This is a genomic window from Schlesneria paludicola DSM 18645 (assembly GCF_000255655.1).
In the GTDB taxonomy this organism is placed as follows: domain Bacteria; phylum Planctomycetota; class Planctomycetia; order Planctomycetales; family Planctomycetaceae; genus Schlesneria; species Schlesneria paludicola.
The window spans coordinates 3,030,854-3,048,064 of sequence record NZ_JH636435.1; the positions used below are offsets into that span (position 1 = coordinate 3,030,854).

At 55.9% G+C, this 17,211-nt stretch carries 17 protein-coding genes; 9 read left to right on the forward strand and 8 right to left on the reverse strand.

Annotated elements, in window-relative coordinates:
* Window positions 1-228 precede the first annotated feature (228 nt).
* Window positions 229-1,812 carry a Ppx/GppA phosphatase family protein gene (locus OSO_RS0130950; protein WP_010586802.1) on the forward strand — a complete coding sequence of 528 codons (1,584 nt, stop codon included), beginning with the start codon at window positions 229-231 and terminating at the stop codon, window positions 1,810-1,812.
* Window positions 1,813-1,950: 138 nt separating this feature from the next.
* A complete protein-coding gene (ppk1, locus tag OSO_RS0130955) occupies window positions 1,951-4,206 on the forward strand; it encodes a polyphosphate kinase 1 (RefSeq protein WP_010586803.1) in 2,256 nt (751 codons plus the stop codon).
* Window positions 4,207-4,238: 32 nt separating this feature from the next.
* On the opposite strand, the gene OSO_RS0130960 is transcribed toward ppk1, so the two are convergent.
* Window positions 4,239-5,573: a hypothetical protein gene (locus OSO_RS0130960; protein ID WP_010586804.1), complete on the reverse strand. Its 1,335-nt coding sequence runs from the start codon at window positions 5,571-5,573 to the stop codon at window positions 4,239-4,241.
* 233 nt (window positions 5,574-5,806) lie between these two features.
* Here OSO_RS0130960 and OSO_RS0130970 point away from each other — a divergent pair, with 233 nt between their 5' ends.
* From OSO_RS0130970 to OSO_RS0130990, 5 genes are all read left to right on the forward strand, one after another.
* Window positions 5,807-6,196: a nitroreductase family protein gene (locus OSO_RS0130970; protein WP_029247662.1), complete on the forward strand. Its 390-nt coding sequence runs from the start codon at window positions 5,807-5,809 to the stop codon at window positions 6,194-6,196.
* Between the two features lie 460 nt (window positions 6,197-6,656).
* Window positions 6,657-7,472, forward strand: coding sequence for a MotA/TolQ/ExbB proton channel family protein (locus OSO_RS48820; protein WP_083843038.1), 816 nt, complete (start codon window positions 6,657-6,659; stop codon window positions 7,470-7,472).
* A 22-nt stretch (window positions 7,473-7,494) separates the two neighbouring features.
* Window positions 7,495-7,950, forward strand: coding sequence for an ExbD/TolR family protein (locus OSO_RS0130980; protein WP_010586807.1), 456 nt, complete (start codon window positions 7,495-7,497; stop codon window positions 7,948-7,950).
* A 1-nt stretch (window position 7,951) separates the two neighbouring features.
* Window positions 7,952-8,497: an ExbD/TolR family protein gene (locus OSO_RS0130985; protein WP_040592719.1), complete on the forward strand. Its 546-nt coding sequence runs from the start codon at window positions 7,952-7,954 to the stop codon at window positions 8,495-8,497.
* A 46-nt stretch (window positions 8,498-8,543) separates the two neighbouring features.
* On the forward strand, window positions 8,544-9,536 hold the full coding sequence (locus tag OSO_RS0130990) for a hypothetical protein (RefSeq protein ID WP_010586809.1): 993 nt from the start codon (window positions 8,544-8,546) through the stop codon (window positions 9,534-9,536).
* Between the two features lie 72 nt (window positions 9,537-9,608).
* Here the strand turns inward: OSO_RS0130990 and OSO_RS49530 are convergent, their stop codons facing one another.
* Entirely contained in the window at window positions 9,609-10,577 is a 969-nt protein-coding gene (locus tag OSO_RS49530) for an ion transporter (RefSeq protein WP_010586810.1), read from the reverse strand.
* Window positions 10,578-10,682: 105 nt separating this feature from the next.
* Complete coding sequence (locus OSO_RS0131000; RefSeq protein WP_010586811.1) at window positions 10,683-11,312, reverse strand: gamma carbonic anhydrase family protein; 630 nt, start codon at window positions 11,310-11,312, stop codon at window positions 10,683-10,685.
* A gap of 437 nt (window positions 11,313-11,749) precedes the next feature.
* Between OSO_RS0131000 and OSO_RS0131010 the strand changes: the two genes are divergently transcribed.
* The gene (locus tag OSO_RS0131010; protein ID WP_010586812.1) at window positions 11,750-13,558 is read left to right on the forward strand and encodes a UbiD family decarboxylase; all 1,809 of its coding nucleotides are present in this window, start codon (window positions 11,750-11,752) and stop codon (window positions 13,556-13,558) included.
* Between the two features lie 88 nt (window positions 13,559-13,646).
* On the opposite strand, the gene pyrE is transcribed toward OSO_RS0131010, so the two are convergent.
* The 5 genes from pyrE to OSO_RS0131035 form a co-directional block, all read right to left on the reverse strand.
* Window positions 13,647-14,159 carry an orotate phosphoribosyltransferase gene (gene pyrE / locus OSO_RS0131015; protein ID WP_202799994.1) on the reverse strand — a complete coding sequence of 171 codons (513 nt, stop codon included), beginning with the start codon at window positions 14,157-14,159 and terminating at the stop codon, window positions 13,647-13,649.
* A 282-nt stretch (window positions 14,160-14,441) separates the two neighbouring features.
* Window positions 14,442-14,936 (reverse strand): hypothetical protein, encoded by a 495-nt coding sequence (locus tag OSO_RS0131020; RefSeq protein WP_010586814.1) that lies wholly within the window; start codon window positions 14,934-14,936, stop codon window positions 14,442-14,444.
* A gap of 65 nt (window positions 14,937-15,001) precedes the next feature.
* Window positions 15,002-15,532, reverse strand: coding sequence for a GNAT family N-acetyltransferase (locus tag OSO_RS0131025; protein ID WP_010586815.1), 531 nt, complete (start codon window positions 15,530-15,532; stop codon window positions 15,002-15,004).
* A 220-nt stretch (window positions 15,533-15,752) separates the two neighbouring features.
* Window positions 15,753-15,905, reverse strand: a complete 153-nt coding sequence (locus OSO_RS51075) for a hypothetical protein (protein ID WP_157605554.1) — start codon at window positions 15,903-15,905, stop codon at window positions 15,753-15,755.
* A gap of 111 nt (window positions 15,906-16,016) precedes the next feature.
* Window positions 16,017-16,544, reverse strand: a complete 528-nt coding sequence (locus OSO_RS0131035; RefSeq protein ID WP_010586816.1) for a hypothetical protein — start codon at window positions 16,542-16,544, stop codon at window positions 16,017-16,019.
* A gap of 319 nt (window positions 16,545-16,863) precedes the next feature.
* On the opposite strand from OSO_RS0131035, the gene OSO_RS0131045 reads away from it, so the two are divergent.
* On the forward strand, window positions 16,864-17,157 hold the full coding sequence (locus tag OSO_RS0131045; protein WP_010582138.1) for an IS3 family transposase: 294 nt from the start codon (window positions 16,864-16,866) through the stop codon (window positions 17,155-17,157).
* The last annotated feature ends 54 nt before the right edge of the window (window positions 17,158-17,211 follow it).

Genomic DNA, 17,211 nt, shown 5'->3' on the forward strand with positions numbered 1-17,211 from the left:
GCTTTTTGCGGATTTTCCAATCGGACTTCGTGACATGCAGGACATCGAAAACCGAAGACGTTTCGTCTTTATGCCCCAGTCGGCTTGCTTCGCGAAGCAAAGTTGCAGATGCTATGGAGTTCGCGTTCACGGGGTGTGTTCATCACCAGTTGGATCGTAGGTGCGATCCGAAAATCACGTGTGATGCCGCTTCGTGATCAGGTCTTGTTTGAACGTATTCGGTAGTTCATGTCGCCTCTCGAAACATCGTCGTCGTTGTCATTTCGCAGTGCCACCGCTCAGCCTTCGGCCGTGATCGATGTGGGCACGACCTCCATCCGCATGGCGATCGCCGAAATTGAAGACGATGGCCGCGTCCGACATCTTTCGTCCTTGTCACAAGCCGTCAGTTTGGGCAAAGACACGTTCACTCGAGGCTTCCTGGAAAAGAGCACGATCGAAGAGTGCGTCCGGGTGCTGAAAAGCTACCGCCGCGTGTTGGCGGAATACGGGATCGAGACACCCGAAAAAGTGCGTCTGGTCGCGACCAGCGCAGTCCGCGAAGCCACCAACAAGCTCGCATTTCTCGATCGCGTCTACACCGCGACTGGATTCCAAGTCGTCCCGATTGACGAAGCGGAAGTCAACCGAATCACCTATTTGGGCATCCAACCTCTTTTGAAACGCGATCCCAAGTTGACCGACGCCCGCACCGTCGTCACGGAAGTCGGCGGCGGCAGCACGGAACTGCTCCAGGTTCAGAATGCCGACGTGCTGTTCGCACACACCTACCGGCTGGGCTCGCTTCGCATTCATCAAACACTCGAGAACTACCAAGCATCGCAATCGGCGACACGCCGCTTGATGGAAACGCAGATCCAGCGGGTGATCGATCAGGTCCTACAGCAGGTCCCTGCCGAATCCACTCAAGAGATGGTCGCCTTGGGTGGTGATATGCGTTTCGCCGCGCGGCAGCTTGTCCCTGAATGGGACCCTGACCGACTGACACGGATTCCGGTCAAACGCCTGGCCGACCTGACCGACGCGGTGCTTTCGCTGAACGAAGACAAGCTGGTCCATAAGTACCACATCACGTTCCCCGAAGCGGGCACGCTGGGTCCTGCCCTGCTCGCCTATACCATGCTGGCCAAAGCGTTCGACCTGAAAGAAGTCATCGTCGCCAGCATCAATCTGCGCGACGGACTTCTGAACGAAATGGCCTCTCGCGGGGGCTGGAACGAAGATTTCAGCAATCAGGTGATCCGATCGGCCTACGACCTGGGCCGCAAGTTTGAATTTGACGAACTGCACGCACGACAAGTTTCAAAGCTGTGTGGCATTCTGTTTCAGGGCCTGCGCGAAGAACATCAGCTCGATCCGCGATACGAGTTGCTGCTGCGTGTCGCCGCCCTGCTGCACGAAGTCGGGCTCTATATCAGCACCGGCGCCTACCACAAGCACTCGATGTATCTGATTCAGCACAGCGAACTGTTTGGACTCAGCCGGTCCGACGTGCAGCTTGTCGCCCTGACGGCGCGATATCACCGCCGCGCCTCGCCCAAGCCGACGCACACGGTCTTTACGACACTCAGCCGCGATCAGCGGATCGCAGTTGTCAAAATGGCCGCCATGCTGCGCGTGGCCGACGCGCTCGAAGCTTCCCACAGCCAGCGGCTGCACGAGCTGAAATTCTCACGCGAAGGCGGTCGGCTGGTGATCGCCATTCCGCAAGTCGAAGACCTGAGCCTTGAACAATTGGCCCTGAAGCAATCGGGGTCGCTGTTCGAAGCGACTTTCGGGATGCCGGTTCTACTAAGAAAGTTTCGCCCCTGAACGACACCGCAACGAAATGACACCCGATGCCATCGCATCAACGAGCAAGCCAACCACACTGTCCTGAACGTACCGTAACCACCAAGCATCGAACGACACCGAATTCGACGCGATTTTCCATTGAGAGACCTTCCGGGCATGTCTGCTGAGCCACGCTTCTTTAATCGTGAATTGAGTTGGCTGGAATTCAATCAGCGAGTTCTGGATGAGGCCAGTGATTCGTCGATCCCACTGCTTGAACGTCTGAAGTTTCTGGCGATTACCGCGTCCAACCTGGACGAATTCACGATGGTGCGGGTCGGCAGCCTTCAGATGCTGGAAGCAGAAGGCGATATGCGCCCCGATCCGGTCGGGTTGACGACCACTCAGCAGTTGAAAGCCATCGGCGAGCGAATGCAGTCGTTTATGGCACAGCAGTATCATTGCCTGCTGTCCGATCTCGAACCGGCCTTGGCCGCTGCAGGCATGCGCCGCGTCCAGCCAAAAGAATTGACGGAACGACAGGCACAACATGTCGAGAAGCTTTTCGACCAAGAGGTATTTCCGATCCTGACACCTCTGGCGGTCGCCTGCCCCGCGGTCTCCCCCGTCGACACGATGAACCCGACCTCAACCGAGTCAAACTTACGGAAAGCCAAAGGGGGGAAAAAGAAGTCCGCTGCCGCCAAGGCAGCGGACACACTGGCCTCAGCGTCCGATTCGTCGGCCGATTTTGACGCGCCGCGATTCCCGCCCTTAATCAACAATTCGATCAGCTTGTGCGTTCGACTGGCTCCGAATAACGAAACGTCATTGCCGCGCTATGCCATCGTCCCATTCGGTCGCAATCGGCAGCGGTTCATTACATTGCCCGCGGAAAGTGGTTTCAGCTACATCCTGCTGGAAGATGTTGTCAGCATGTTCCTGGGGCGATTTTTCCCAGGCGAAAGCATTGTCGAAAGCGTGGCCTTTCGACTGACGCGCAACGCAGATCTGGAACTGAAAGAAGATCAGGCGTCCGACCTGTTGTCGACAATGCAAGAAATCGTCAATGCACGACGGCAGGGCGACTGCGTCCGCCTGGAATTGGCTGATCACGCCAGTTCCCAATTGCGCGAGTTCCTTGAGGACGCCATCGACGCCCCGGATCGATGGGTCTTCCTCGCTCCCGGACCGCTGGATCTGGCCGCGTATTTCCGGTTGTGCGATTCACAGGGGTTTGAGGCACTGCGGTACGAACCCTGGCCGTCACTGCCCTCGCCACAAATCTCGCCTTCGGAAAGTCTGTTCGAAACGATTTCCCGTCAGGACGTCATGCTCTGCCATCCGTACGAATCGTTCGACACGGTCGTACGATTGCTCGATGAAGCGGCGGATGATCCCGACGTGCTGGCAATCAAGCAAACCCTGTATCGCACCAGTGCCAACAGTCCGATCGTGGCAGCGCTGAAACGGGCCGCGCAAAAGGGCAAGTACGTCACGGCCGTGGTCGAACTGAAAGCCCGATTTGACGAGCAGCGCAACATCGAATGGGCGCGCGATCTGGAGCGGGCCGACGTTCAAGTGGTTTACGGAGTGCGCGGGTTAAAGACCCATGCCAAAATCTGTCTGATCGTCCGCCGTGAACCACAAGGCATCCAGCGGTACGTCCACTTTGGAACCGGAAACTACAACGAGATCACCTCGCGGATCTACAGCGACGTCAGTTTGATCAGTTGCAACGACGACCTGGGGTCCGACGCGACGGCGTTCTTCAACGCCGTGACCGGATATTCGCAACCGCAACGATTCCGTCAGATCGAGATGGCGCCACTCGGCCTGCGTGAGAAGTTGCTCGAAATGATCGAAGCCGAGATCGATCGCAAACGTCACAAGCAGCGTGCCATGATCATTGGCAAGCTGAATGCCCTTGTCGACGAAAAAATGATCGAAGCTCTTTACGCCGCGTCACAGGCCGGCGTCAAAGTCAGGCTCAGCATTCGCGGTGTCTGCTGCCTTCGACCGGGTGTTCCTGGTTTGTCTGAGAATATCACCGTTACGGGCGTTATCGATCGATTTCTGGAACACGCTCGCATTCTGTACTTCTATCACGGCGGCGACGAACGCGTGTTCATTTCCAGCGCCGACTGGATGCCGCGAAATCTGGACCGACGTGTCGAACTCTTGGTTCCGGTTGAAGACAAGACCTGTCGCCGGAATTTGATCACGATCCTGAAGACGATCCTGGCTGACAACGTGAAAGCGCGGCGCTTGCAGTCTGACGGCAGTTACGAACCGGTCCGCGCGCCAAGTACTTCACCCCTGGTTCGCAGCCAGGAAGCCCTTTATCGGCGGACCAGCGAAGCGATCGAAGATGCCTCACGCGCGGCTCTGGCGACCTTCGAACCGCATCGCGCCGCCAATCACGACGAGTGACGCCGTCGCAAGCATCCGAAAAACGCGGTCACTCAACGAAAGGAATTCGATTGTTTGATGGCCTTGGCCTCAATGAGGGGTCTTGGAATCGCGTGTTCTACAGGAAACGCCGCGTGTGACGGAATTGGCATTGATGCGGGACCGTGAATGACCGTCGGCGTCACGACGACCAGGTCGCACCAAGGGTGTTCCAAGTTTGGTTGCCCCTGCACGGCCGATTCTGACGGCCCGACGAATGCGAGCGTGCGACCAGGTCGGAGATCCATCACCGTTTCTACCCGGATTCGACGCATCGGATTTCCGTCCTTGTCGCCGATCGGCTTCGGGAGTTGACACGCGACATCGGCGACCAGTCCGACGCGCAGCATCCCCGTTGGCATCACATTCGGACAGACCTCGAACATCGATCCAGCAATTCGTGAAAGCGGCCGATTCGCTCGAGGCGTCACCACAAACGCCGCCATTGCCGACTCGGGCTCACAGGCAAAATGAACTGTGCGGCCATTGAGTACGGTTGCGCTCGGCTCGGCGACAATCTTGGCACGCTGCATTCCGGTGAAGCCATTGACGAGTTCGCGTACGGCCTGACCTTCGACATCGAAAATGCCTTCCGTCGCGCAAGGATTCAGGACTTGTAACGGATTCGATGGATGAATCGTGGAACTCATTTCGCGAAGTGCCTTCACCAGCGTCTCGCGTTGGTCGCGATTGACGCGAACAAGCTGCAATTGCAATGTCACCTGCGCATCATTCGCGGTCGTCGCCTGACTTTGTTTCAGCCGGGCAATCTCTTCCTGAAGAGCCTGCACCTGGGATTCTTTGTGAGCGACGAGCAATTCCTGGTATTGGCGTTGCAGAAATCGTTGCTGAATGGCGAGTACCTGATTCGCTTCCTCTGCCATCCCAGCGGTCTGAAGTGATTGAATCGCAGTCGTCAAATGCGCTCGCACCTGCTCAGGATGAACCACCGGACGCGGAGAATTTGGCGCCATTCGATGAACCATCTGAATCGTCGGTGCGGCAGCCGGCTGACGAATGACTCCTGCCTGTGCGGTGTGAACCTGTGGCGTGGGAGCCGAAGCCTCTTCGACCGTAAAGATCCCAAGTTCGGGATTCGAAACGGCCAGCCGAGGTGCGGCCGAAAGTCGACGGACTTCGATCGCCGTGGTTCCGGCCAGAGGCACCACAGGGCCCAATTCCGGCTCGATAATCGGAGAAGCCGAAATCGTCGCGTCGTCTTCAAGGATGCCGATTGGGATGATCGGGCCCAGGATCAGTTCCGAGTCAGAAATCCCAGCCTGAGCGAACGCAAATGAATGGCAACTCGCCACGACGAGACTTCCGAAGAACGCTCGAGAAACTCGCATCACAAGACTCCTTAAAGGTCTGGGGCGATTTGAGACGTAACGAATGGCATTTTATTGCGTGAAGGGGGCGTGCTTTAACTCAAAACGCCAACACCGTCAATCGCGATCGTCGGCAATGGCGTGCGCCGCCTGTTGAAAGAACGGTTTGGGTCTATGACATGTCGAAAACGTCACCAAGATGCCGTCCCCTTCAAACCACGCCGATTCGACAAGCAATCGGTTCGTTTCGAAAAATGCCCCTATTGAACCCGCCCGTCAGTCCCTTCTATGATGCTGTCATGCAAACGACGGGAGCCACTATCGGATCAGCACTCGCCGCAGCCGTACTGTCGCTGCTGCTGATCTGTTCGCCTCACGGTGAGAGCCACGAACACCTTCGCGAGGTTGTCGCAGCCCAAGCCAAGGCGGAAACGGCGTCAGGCGCGGCCCTGATTGCAGAGACGGAACGCGCGCCACTTTTCGCAGAGTCATTGCGAAGAATGGGATTCTCGACCTGCCGGATGATCGGCCACGCAGCATATCTCTTTCCCCTCGATCCAGCGATTTTGGGATCATGCCTTCAGGGGGATCGCTGCACTGTCCATATCATCCGATTCAATCAACACGAAGTCCTGCGCGTCTAATTCCTGGTGGAAATCGGGAGAGTGCCCCCGGTACTCGTCTCAGGGCCAGGATTTTGCATCCTCGATAGGGACTGTCCTCGTTGCTTCCACGCGTGTTCTGGAATCGGGGGATCATTCATTGGCCAATGCCCGGCCCAGGGCAGACGGCAACCTTTCACGACGTCGTTATGCGTTCTCGTGCGATCTGATTCAGGTGCTTGCATCCATTTCGGACACGGGACGCCCATCTCGATTTGGCATTATCAACACAGACGAAGGCATTGGGCCGGGCCTCGCGAATGCGGCTGCCGGCAGATCCCTTTATGATAAAGTGACGCCTCACTTCACTTCGACTCACGAAACACAATACTTCACCTCTTGCGACAATGGCTTACCAACCATTGCGACAATGGCTTACCAACCATTGCGACAATGGCTTACCAACCATTGCGACAATGGCTTACCAACCAGGAATGATTCGATGATCGTGACTCAACCCGTTCGCCTGTCGCCGCTTTATCTGGTGCTGATGCTCCTGGCATTGTCGGCGATGACACTGACACACCCGCTTCCGGTGTTTGCCCAGGCGGACGACGCCGCCAATGTCGCTCAAGCGGATGCCGCGCAGAAGCCTAACACCCCTGCTCCACAGTCGGCCTTGATGTGGATCATTCACACATCAGGCTGGATCGGAGCACTCTTGCTGGTCATTTCCATCTATTTCATCGCGACGATCATGCAGTTGTTCATGGAACTGCGTGCTCCGATCGTGATGCCACCACAATTGATCGAACAGTGCGAAGAACTGCTTGCCAAGCGCGACTTCAACGCCATTTACAAAGCGGTAAAAGAGAGCCCGAGCGAATTGGGACAACTAATCGCGACCGGCATGGTGTCGCTCTCGTCGGGACTGGCCGATGCGCGTGAGGCCATTGATCGTCAGGGGGAAGTGATTACCGTCGACATGGAAAAGCGAATCAGCATGCTGGCCGTGGTCGGGACATTGGGCCCGTTGATTGGACTGTTGGGAACACTCAAAGGGATGATTTCCAGCTTCAGCGTGATTGCTCGCTCGGACGCTCAGATGAAGGCCAGCGAAGTGGCGGGTGGGATTTCCGAAGCGCTGATTTTGACCTTTGAAGGTGTCGGTCTTTCGGTTCCTGCGATCTATTTCTTCGCCTTGTTCAAAAACCGTGTCGCCACGCTTAGCGTGCAGTCGCTCAATCTGGCCGACGACTTTATTCGTCGGTTGTATCTGGCCGCTCAAAAACGTCCCGGCCCAGACACGACCGCTTGAACACTGTGAAAGGACGTCTGTCATGTCAGAACAATTCTCGGAACGAGCCGAGCCGAACCTGACGCCCCTGCTTGATATGGTCTTTCAGTTGATTACGTTCTTCATGCTCGTCATCAACTTTAAGGGCGCGTCGCTCGACATGTCGCTCAAACTGCCTGTCCTGGGCTCGGCACGCCCCCTGGATCATCACGGCAAGCTGGAACCCCTCTTGCTGAACATTGATACCGAAGGACGCGTGAATGCCTACGGCCAGAAAGTCGATGTCGAACAGTACGTCAGTCGGGAAGCGCGGCTCCTTCGGCAACAACTGACGGCAGTGGGAACGGCGATCGAGAACGGCGAACTTCCAGTCTCGGTCATCATTCGTGCCGATCGATCGGCACCGTTTCATCTCGTCAACAATGTTTTGAAGATCTGCCAGGATCAGGGTTACCGCCAGTTTTCACTGAGTGCCTTGTCGCACGAGGAGCGTCAATAACATGCGACACAGACACCGTCGTCGACGTCGTTCGCGCAGCCAAGGATCAGTGGAGATGAACCTGGCGGCCATGCTGGACATGGCTTTTCAATTGTTGACGTTCTTCATCCTCACCTTCCGCCCGGCACCAATCGAAGGTCAGTTGGCACTCAATCTGCCGCCGCCCGTGCCACAAACCAATGTCGAGTCTCCTCAAGAATTCGGACAAGGCACCACCGATGTCTTGGCGATGCAGACCTTGCACCTTCATGTCGTCGCCAACGATCGCGGTGACGTGGCCGAGATCAAGATCGAATCGAATCCCGTCATTGAGGGACACCTCGACGAAACGAAGATGGTGCGACTGGACAAGCAATTGCAAGCGACCTTCGCGGTTCAACAGATCCCCTACGACCGAGTCCAAATCGCCGTCGATGGTCGGCTGCGCTATGGTGAACTGATGCGAATTATTGACGTCTGCCACAAACAACATTTGCCCGATGGCACTTTTATGCAGCGCATCAGCTTCACGGAAGTTGATGCGGCACCGGCCACCGAATCGAAATAGAGTCTCACTGACGGGTGACAGTGGAGTTTTAGCACGGAAAGACGCAATGCGCCGCAAGACTGCCCGACCTTTTGGACAATCGGCTACCATGATGCGACTGGCATCCATGCTGATGGCGCTGGTTGTCCTTTGGGCCTTGTATGAACGCTTGAAAGATCCGGGAACATGGAGGCTGCTTGTTGACGAGCCCCCCGCCGGCGCAATTCAGGCAGAAAAACCAGACTCGACAGTCCCGGAGACGATTGTCTCTGGCTCCAACGATCAGGACGCAACGGAAGTCGCGGCGATTCAGGATCTGCTGGAACGAGTCAATGACCGGGCACCGTTGAAGCCGCGCGAGATGGACGCTTACTGGCGACTGATCGACTGGAGTCGGACTCAGTCATTCGCCGAACTCGAACGCCGCGCCAGTCAGGACATCGCATTCACACAGCTCTGGGAACAACCCGAAAAATACCGAGCCAAACTGATTCGATTGCGGATGCACGTCCGGCGCGTCCTGCAGTACGACGCCCCCGAGAATCCCTCGAACATTTCCAAGGTGTGTGAAGCCTGGGGTTGGACAGACGAATCTCGTTCGTTTCCTTATGTCGTTGTCTTCGCCGATCCGCCCGCCGATCTGCCAATCGGGACCGATGTTCGAGCGGAAATCGAATTCGTCGGCTACTTCTTGAAAGTGATGTCTTATACCGCGTTTGACCATGCCCGCGGTGCACCGCTCCTTGTCGGCCGCGCACGGCTCGATGCCATGTCGCGCGCCGCCGTAGTGAAAACAGCACCGACGAATCCCTGGATTGTCGGCGGCATTGTCGCTGGCGGATTCTTGTTGATCGCCTGGACAATCTGGTCCAGCCGCCGCACACGCATGTCCCCGCAGAGAAAGATCTTACCCGACGACTTGTTACCACTTGCTACGTTAAACGCGGGGCAAGACCCGTCATTCCAACTGGGCGATCTCAATCAATCACAAATGGATACGAGAGGCGCAATCGATCTCGATTTCGCATCCGACAACGACAAACCCAAACCGACCGATTGAAAACATATTCCTGTTTGCGATGACTGAGCGTCGGCACAGGACGGCAGGCGTTCGTTGCGCCGTATCGAACAATCATTCCGCCGTTGAATCCATGAGTCTAAGAATCTGGCGGCGACGGTTTTCGGTGAGGTTTCCCCAGGAATCCATGATCCGCGTCAATTGAGGATCGAGCTCTTTCAATCCGACGGCGGGGACGTGATCGAGTCGCGTGCGGATGGCCGCCAGTTCCAGATGAATCGCGTCCAGATCGACCTCCTGACGGACCTCGACCGGGTTCAAGATCCAAGACGTCACTGAACCGCTTAACGCTCCGAACAATCCCACCCCCGAGATCATCACTACCGAGGCAATGATCCGACCAACGGTCGTCACGGGATACTTATCTCCATATCCCACCGTCGTCATCGTCACGACAGACCACCATAGTGCGTCCGAGGCGGAATGGATGTTCGCTCCCTCAACCTGCTCCACCTGCAGAATAGCCACACTGGAAAGCAGGAGCAGCAGGATCGACAAAAAAATGACCGCAAGAAATGCCCCATTGGCGCGATCGCGCTGCAAGTATCTGGCCAGAATCCACGCCAAGCGAATCCCACGCAAGACCCGCAGAATGCGAATCACGCGCACAATGCGTCCGGCACGAAAGATGTCGATCACCGGAATACTGGACACCAGATCGATCCACCCCCAGGCCAGGAAGCGCAGTTTATCCTGCGCAATCAAAAGGCCAACAACGAAATCGAACAGGAAAATGCCACAAATCAGGTTATCGATGACGTCGAGGATTGCCACATACTCGGCCGACAGTGGCGCAAATGTCTCGGTGGCGAGAGACCCCAGTGAATAGACACACAGCAGCAACATCAGTAACTGCTGCGGCCGGAACTCGTCTTCCGACACCTCCGACGCCTGAACAACACTCGCCATGAAGAAAACCTCAAATCGGCAAAGCAACAGCGAGAATCGCAGGTCGAGACGTTGCGACGTTTCACGAAACGCACCGGTGAAACGGTCGCTCTCGGGAATCGAGCAAGACAACATTCCCTCTCAAGACGAGCGTATCACGGAGCGTCTTCTAGCCACGCCGCGCGTTTCCGAGCAAGACGAGTTCCCGTTACAAAACCGACAGGCGATCTGGCGAGTTCGTTACAAGTTCTGCAGATCTTCAAAGTGACGATAGCCGGCAGAGTTGTTGACGTAATGACGATACGTGGCCGCCAGCCGCTCACGCTGCGGGAGTGTCAGCTCCTTAATCTGTTTCGCGGGACATCCAGCCCACAGCGTGTGTGGAGGCACAACAGTCCGCTCCAACACCACGGCTCCAGCGGCAATTAATGCCCCCTCACCGATGACGCAGCGGCTAAGCACTGAAGCGGCAATTCCAATCAACGCCCCATCACACACGGTCGACCCGTGCACGATCGCGCGATGCCCCAGCGTGACGCGATTCCCCAAAATGCAAGGCGTATCGGACTCCACATGCAGGATCGAACCATCCTGCACATTGGTTTCTTCCCCCACTTCGATGTACTGCTGGTCCCCTCGCAAAACACAGCCGTACCAGATTGAACTGCGCGCCTTCAACCGAACTCGGCCAATCAATACAGCTCCCTCAGCGACCCAGGCCGTCGGATCAATCTCGGGCTTCGCATTGATCGCCGCCCAGTCCCAGTGTTCGCCGGGATACAGCACGTCGGGCGGAGGAGGGAGCGTTTCGCCGTTCAACGACCACGAAGGAAACTGCTCTGGAACATATTTTTCGGAATCAGAACTCACGCGATAGCCTCATTCGAGATGTTCGTGCTCAGGATGTCATCAGCACGCGACGATGGGGGTGGTCGCGCGCGGGTTTCGACGGTTTGCGAACAGCGGCACCGCGACACTGAAGTTATGACTTGCGATGTCGGACCAAAGACGGTTTCGGCTGCAGGTCCGCCGTTCACCAAAACAATAATTGATGTGAAGCCGTACGTCACGGAACGACCGCATCCACACGCGGAACTTCAACTCGGAATCAATACGCCGAGGAACTCGTTGCAGGCAGGCCAACGATCGTGCAGGCGACACGCGCGACTCAGCTAGAACGGAATGGCCGTATTGCGCGAGGGACTTACTCTGAGATCTACGCGAGATGCTGTCGCCCGACGAGCCGTTGCGACTATGATCCCCGGACGCATGAAACGCAGAATCGACCTCAATTCATTGAATCGGACATGGGCTATCGTAGTCTCGCACAAACCGTTACTGACCTTGAACGTCATGGCCATCTGGTCCGGATCGACACCGAAATCGATCCGTGTCTAGAAGCAGCGGAAATCCAACGTCGCGTCTACCTTGCAGGTGGCCCGGCACTGCTCTTCACACGCGTGAAAGGGTGTCCGTTTCCCATGGTTTCGAATCTGTTCGGAACCATCGAGCGAACTCGGTTCATGTTCCGCGATTCGCTGGAAGCGGTTCGGCATCTGGTCGAATTGAAAATCGATCCGACCCAGATCTTGAAACGGCCGCTCCGCTACCTTGACCTACCCCAATCGCTATGGACCATGTGGTTGCGGCGCACGCGGACAGGTCCCGTGATCGAGCATGAAACGACCATCGACCAACTGCCGCAATTGAAGAGTTGGCCAAACGACGGCGGCGGCTTCATCACGTTGCCTCAAGTCTATACCGAGCATCCCGACCATCCAGGCTTCAAGAACTCCAATCTTGGCATGTACCGGGTCCAACTCGGTGGCAACGACTATATCCCGAACCGTGAAATCGGACTGCACTACCAGATTCACCGCAGCATCGGCGTGCATCATGCAGCGGCCGTTCGCCGCGGTGAGAAACTGAAGGTCAACATTTTCGTCGGTGGCCCGCCGGCGATGACGCTGTCGGCAGTTATGCCGCTCCCCGAGGGGCTGTCGGAACTTCTCTTCGCCGCCGCCTTGGGCCGTCGGCCAGTCCGAATGATTTCGCGCCCCGGTACTCTGCCGATCTATGCCGACGCCGATTTCTGTATCACCGGTACCATCGACCCACAACGAACCAAGCTTGAAGGTCCGTTCGGGGACCATCTCGGTTACTACAGCCTTCAACACCAGTTTCCCGTCATGGAAGTGGAACATGTCTATCACCGCAAGGGAGCGATCTGGCCGTTCACGGTCGTGGGGCGGCCGCCGCAAGAAGACACGTCGTTCGGTGAAATCATTCATGAAATTACCGGCCCCATCATTCCCACGGTCTTGCCCGGCGTGAAAGCCGTCCATGCAGTCGACGCGGCGGGCGTCCACCCCCTGCTCCTCGCGATCGGCAGCGAACGTTACGTGCCTTATGCAACGACGCGAACTCCGCAGGAACTGCTAACGACAGCCAATGCAATATTGGGTCAAGGACAATTGTCGCTTGCGAAGTATCTGCTGATCGTCGCGCAGGAAGATCAGCCGGATCTGGACATCCACGATATTGCCGCTTATTTCCGGCATCTGCTGGAGCGCGTGGATTGGACTCAAGACCTGCATTTTCAGACCCGAACCACAATCGACACGTTGGACTATTCCGGCAGCGGATTTAATCAGGGTTCGAAAGTCGTCATTGCCGCCGCAGGACCAAAGCGGCGCGAACTGGGGACCGAGCTCCCCCCCGATCTGACACTGCCTGACGGACTGAGAAACCCGCGAATCGCCCTACCGGGCGTGATTGTCTGTGAATGTGACACATCGTTCTCAAACACGGATCATGCTCGGTTCACTGCATCACTCCCCCAGTTTCCGCTGATCGTCGTCGTCGACGACAGCCAATTCGCATCGACATCGCTGAACAACTGGCTGTGGGTCACCTTCACACGTTCCAATCCCGCAGCAGACATCAGCGGTATCGAAGCCTTCACGCACGAGAAGCACTGGGGCTGCCGTGGATCGCTGATCATCGATGCACGCCGAAAGCCTCACCACGCCCCACCGTTAATCGAAGACCCCGCCGTGACGAAACGAGTTGATCAACTGGCAGCCCCCGGCGGACCACTGCATGGGATCTTCTGAACGCAGTCCGCTGGTCGATTGCGATTGGAATTGATATTCCCGCATATTGCCCGGAGACCATCACGCGGGAATGACTCTCAACGGGCCGTTACTCACTCCCTTCGACCTGCGACAACGTGAACAATGCACTGAGTGACAATCCCACAGACTCAAGAGCTTCTTTGCCCCCCGTCTCGCGATCGATCACGCAGAGCGCACGGCTCGGCGTCAGACCATCGGCTTTCAACTTTTCCAGGGCGTCGATAATGGCGCCGCCGCTCGACACCACGTCTTCGACAAGCACAAACGTCCGCCCAACCAGTGTCGCGCCTTCGGCATAGCGGCATGTCCCATATTCTTTCGGCTCCTTCCTGATAAACGCCGCCGGAAGCCCCGTGACCTGGCTTAGCATCGTGACGATGGGAATCCCACCCATTTCCAGCCCCGCCAGGACTTCGGTGCCCGGCGGAACGAGCAACGCCAGTTCTTTCGCGATGGCATGCAGCAACTTCGGATCTGCTTCGAACTGGTACTTGTCGAAGTAGGTATCGCTCACCTTCCCAGACCGAAGCACAAAATGCCCACTCAGCCGGGAACAACGTTTGATTTGAGATGCGAGCATCGACATGGATTTCGTCGTATGACCTTTAATTGATAAATTACGCGAACACGATTTGTAGCATTCATTGAGGACGAGGCCTGCCGATCGGATTCGTCGAAATCGCACAGGGCACCCGGGAGAAAATTGACATTCAAGGTCACGCATCCTTTCCGTTCAATAGATTGAGCGTTCTGGCCTTGATTGCATTCCAAGGAGCAAGCTAGAAACCATTCCGGTCAATATGGTAAGCGCACAAACCGCTTTGGTTGACTCAACCATCGGTCCGACCTTATTGGTGGAGGCTCAATCAATCTTTGTGGCAATTTTCTGCAAACGGATTGAAAGAGAAATTACGGCGAATGAGTCGCCACGTTGAACCTTCTGCACCGTGTTACCAAATTCGAGGTCTGTCGGATCAGTTGCAGAGTAGTCGATGGCGGTCGCATAAAACCTCCACCGTGGAAGGTGAACGTTATAGGTATTCTCAAAAGTGCTCCGACTTCCAGAGCACATACACTCCTCGCACATCTGCTTCGCATTTCCGTGTGCATCTGTCACGATCGTAAATTCCCGCGTTTCTCGATCACGACAAAATCCTCCAGGTCCTGTACGCACATGGATCGTCGCGTTGGGTATTGGCTGCCCCGTTTCGCGATCGGTCAATAGGAAACGCACTTCAAGATCCGTCCTGCCGACCCACCTCACACCTTGCAATAGCGGCAAAAGAAGAATAGTTGCAACAACAAGCATCCCAGTAATACCGAACCCAAACAGTCGTCTTGAGACGTGCGTTGTCATTGAACCGCTCCTCGATTTTCAAACCGATCAACGAGCAACATCAGCAACTTGATCCGAAGAGATCGTCAGGGCAATGCACGAACGACGTTCGATGACGTTTGGTGATCCAGAAACAACTGCATATAGACGACATCCAGCCAGCGGCCGAACTTTTGACCAACCTCTTTAAAACAAGCGACACGTTCGAATCCCAGGGATTCTTGCAGTGCCAGGCTCGCGGCTTGTTCCGTACAGGCACCTCCAATGATCGTATGATGTCCGGCCTGCCGCGCACGTTCGATCAAATCACAGAGCAGCGACCGCCCGATCCCGCGTCTCTGGACATCATGGCGGAGATACACAGACGCTTCGACCGAATGAGCATAGGCCTCTCTTCGATTCCATGCGGATAGAGCCGCCCAACCAATCACGTCACCGCCTGATTCCGCCACGATGACCGGGTGGGCTGGGGAACGATCACGAAACCAGATTATCCGAGCGTCCTCGGTGTCTGGTTCGAGCTGGAACGTGCAGGTCGAGCGATGAACGTAATAGTTATAGATATCACGAATGGGACCGAGATCCGCATTCGTTGCCAATCGAATGACGATGTCCATTTCTCAATTCCTTCGCCGCAGAAGCTTTCGACGTAACCATTCACAGCCCGAAGAGAGGGGGACCGGCACATTTTCCGGGTCAAACTGGAATCCACAGTGCATCGACTAGGGTAAGCCTTCCCTCTAGCGCTGGAAATTGAGCCAGCCGCCGGTCTGTGAACAGTTACGCTTTCGACAGATCCACTTGTGCGGAACGAGTGTCATACTTGTTTTAATCGCCTCAACTGAGTGTCGAAAAGTTGATCCCATCGCGGGTTTGCTGAAACAGGAACCAGATCATTCGCGAGTATACGAAAACGCCTCCATCGGTGAGAATGTCGTAGCCCGTCCACAACGCGGCAAATGTCAGAACCAACAGACCGAAACGCTGCATCTTCGAGAGACTTTCCTGCGGGATCAAACGGACTGAACGGCCGTCATCGGTTAATTATGGAGAACCTGAAACATTTCGATCGAAATCGCATTTCTCTTATTCCAAGGAGGGTCAGACACCGTCGCAGGAGGAGATTTGGAAGCCAGCCCGCTTAAGCTCTTGCAATGTCTCGTCGCACTGTTGATCGTTGTCGAAACCGAAATCAACCCACTCGTCATGACACACGAGCGCCTGACCGTAACCAAACGTCGGAATCAGATGCACATCCCATCCGAACAGCATGCAAAGGTGGACGAGCGTCACAACATCGGGCACTTCGTAATCAAGACACAGATGTCCCGGTGCCTCGTGCAGCAAACGCATATCGCCGTACGACTGGCGCAAGCGGTAATAAAGGTGAAGGTTCTCATTCGCAGGGAAAATGTCGAAGTCCGTGACCCACAGCAGACAGGTCTGGCGCGGCTGAAGTGCCGACTCGACGCAGCGACTGAACCAGAGCAATTGCGAGAATGAGTCAGGAAAAGCGCAGCGGAATCGATGCGGCTGCGTGAGCCCATGCGTCGGTCTCAACTTTTCATCGAGCGGCACACCCAATGGTCGGCACCAGTCTTCGCATTCCTTGGATGTGAAAAATCGCATCAGCTTTATCCCAAGCGTTATGCCACGTCTTCGGAATTCCGTTATTGCCTCGACGAATTCGATGCTTGCAACGAACTTCGATTGCGTGAATGGGGTGGAATATCTGCAGAGAGTGAAAATTGTGATGCTATGCGCATTGACATCGCCGAAAACGCGCAAGGCATTCGCAACCAAGCAATCCTTTGCCAATTGAAAATCGGGTCCGCGCCGCTCTCTGTGAAGTGGACCCCGTTTTTCGGACCACCGTCTTAGATAGAAAACGGAGTTTGGATCGAGGATTATTGAGGCATCGTGTCGAGCAATTGAGCGGGAGACAACCGTGCCTCGGAGCAGACGTAAATTCGACGGACCATTTAAGGCGAAAGTTGCCTTGGATGCGATTCGTGGATTGAAGACGACGAGCGAATTGGTATCGATTCATAAAGTTCATGCGACGCAGATTGCACTTTGGAAAAAGCAGCTGTTGGAAGGAGCGATTTCGATTTTCGAGAGTCCTTCAGCGAGCAAGGCCACCACCGACGAACCGAGTTCCGCAGAGCTCTATGAACAAATCGGTCGACTGAAGGTTGAGCTCGATTGGCTCAAAAAAAAAGTGGCCGAGCACGGTGGCTGAACGTCGGTCTTGGATTGATCCGAGCGATCGCTTCGTGAGCATTCGTCGGCAGTG

Excerpts from the sequence above, each read along its gene's own strand:
- OSO_RS0130990 (WP_010586809.1), top strand. The coding sequence starts at position 8,544 with ATGCGCCGCAAGACTGCCCGACCTTTTGGACAATCGGCTACCATGATG.
- OSO_RS0130985 (WP_040592719.1), top strand. The coding sequence starts at position 7,952 with ATGCGACACAGACACCGTCGTCGACGTCGTTCGCGCAGCCAAGGATCA.
- OSO_RS0131020 (WP_010586814.1), bottom strand. The coding sequence starts at position 14,936 with ATGACAACGCACGTCTCAAGACGACTGTTTGGGTTCGGTATTACTGGG.
- OSO_RS51075 (WP_157605554.1), bottom strand. The coding sequence starts at position 15,905 with ATGCAGCGTTTCGGTCTGTTGGTTCTGACATTTGCCGCGTTGTGGACG.
- OSO_RS49530 (WP_010586810.1), bottom strand. The coding sequence starts at position 10,577 with ATGTTGTCTTGCTCGATTCCCGAGAGCGACCGTTTCACCGGTGCGTTT.
- OSO_RS0130960 (WP_010586804.1), bottom strand. The coding sequence starts at position 5,573 with ATGCGAGTTTCTCGAGCGTTCTTCGGAAGTCTCGTCGTGGCGAGTTGC.
- OSO_RS0130980 (WP_010586807.1), top strand. The coding sequence starts at position 7,495 with ATGTCAGAACAATTCTCGGAACGAGCCGAGCCGAACCTGACGCCCCTG.
- ppk1 (WP_010586803.1), top strand. The coding sequence starts at position 1,951 with ATGTCTGCTGAGCCACGCTTCTTTAATCGTGAATTGAGTTGGCTGGAA.
- OSO_RS0131025 (WP_010586815.1), bottom strand. The coding sequence starts at position 15,532 with ATGGACATCGTCATTCGATTGGCAACGAATGCGGATCTCGGTCCCATT.
- pyrE (WP_202799994.1), bottom strand. The coding sequence starts at position 14,159 with ATGCTCGCATCTCAAATCAAACGTTGTTCCCGGCTGAGTGGGCATTTT.
- OSO_RS0130950 (WP_010586802.1), top strand. The coding sequence starts at position 229 with ATGTCGCCTCTCGAAACATCGTCGTCGTTGTCATTTCGCAGTGCCACC.
- OSO_RS0130970 (WP_029247662.1), top strand. The coding sequence starts at position 5,807 with ATGCCCCTATTGAACCCGCCCGTCAGTCCCTTCTATGATGCTGTCATG.
- OSO_RS0131010 (WP_010586812.1), top strand. The coding sequence starts at position 11,750 with ATGGGCTATCGTAGTCTCGCACAAACCGTTACTGACCTTGAACGTCAT.
- OSO_RS48820 (WP_083843038.1), top strand. The coding sequence starts at position 6,657 with ATGATCGTGACTCAACCCGTTCGCCTGTCGCCGCTTTATCTGGTGCTG.
- OSO_RS0131035 (WP_010586816.1), bottom strand. The coding sequence starts at position 16,544 with ATGCGATTTTTCACATCCAAGGAATGCGAAGACTGGTGCCGACCATTG.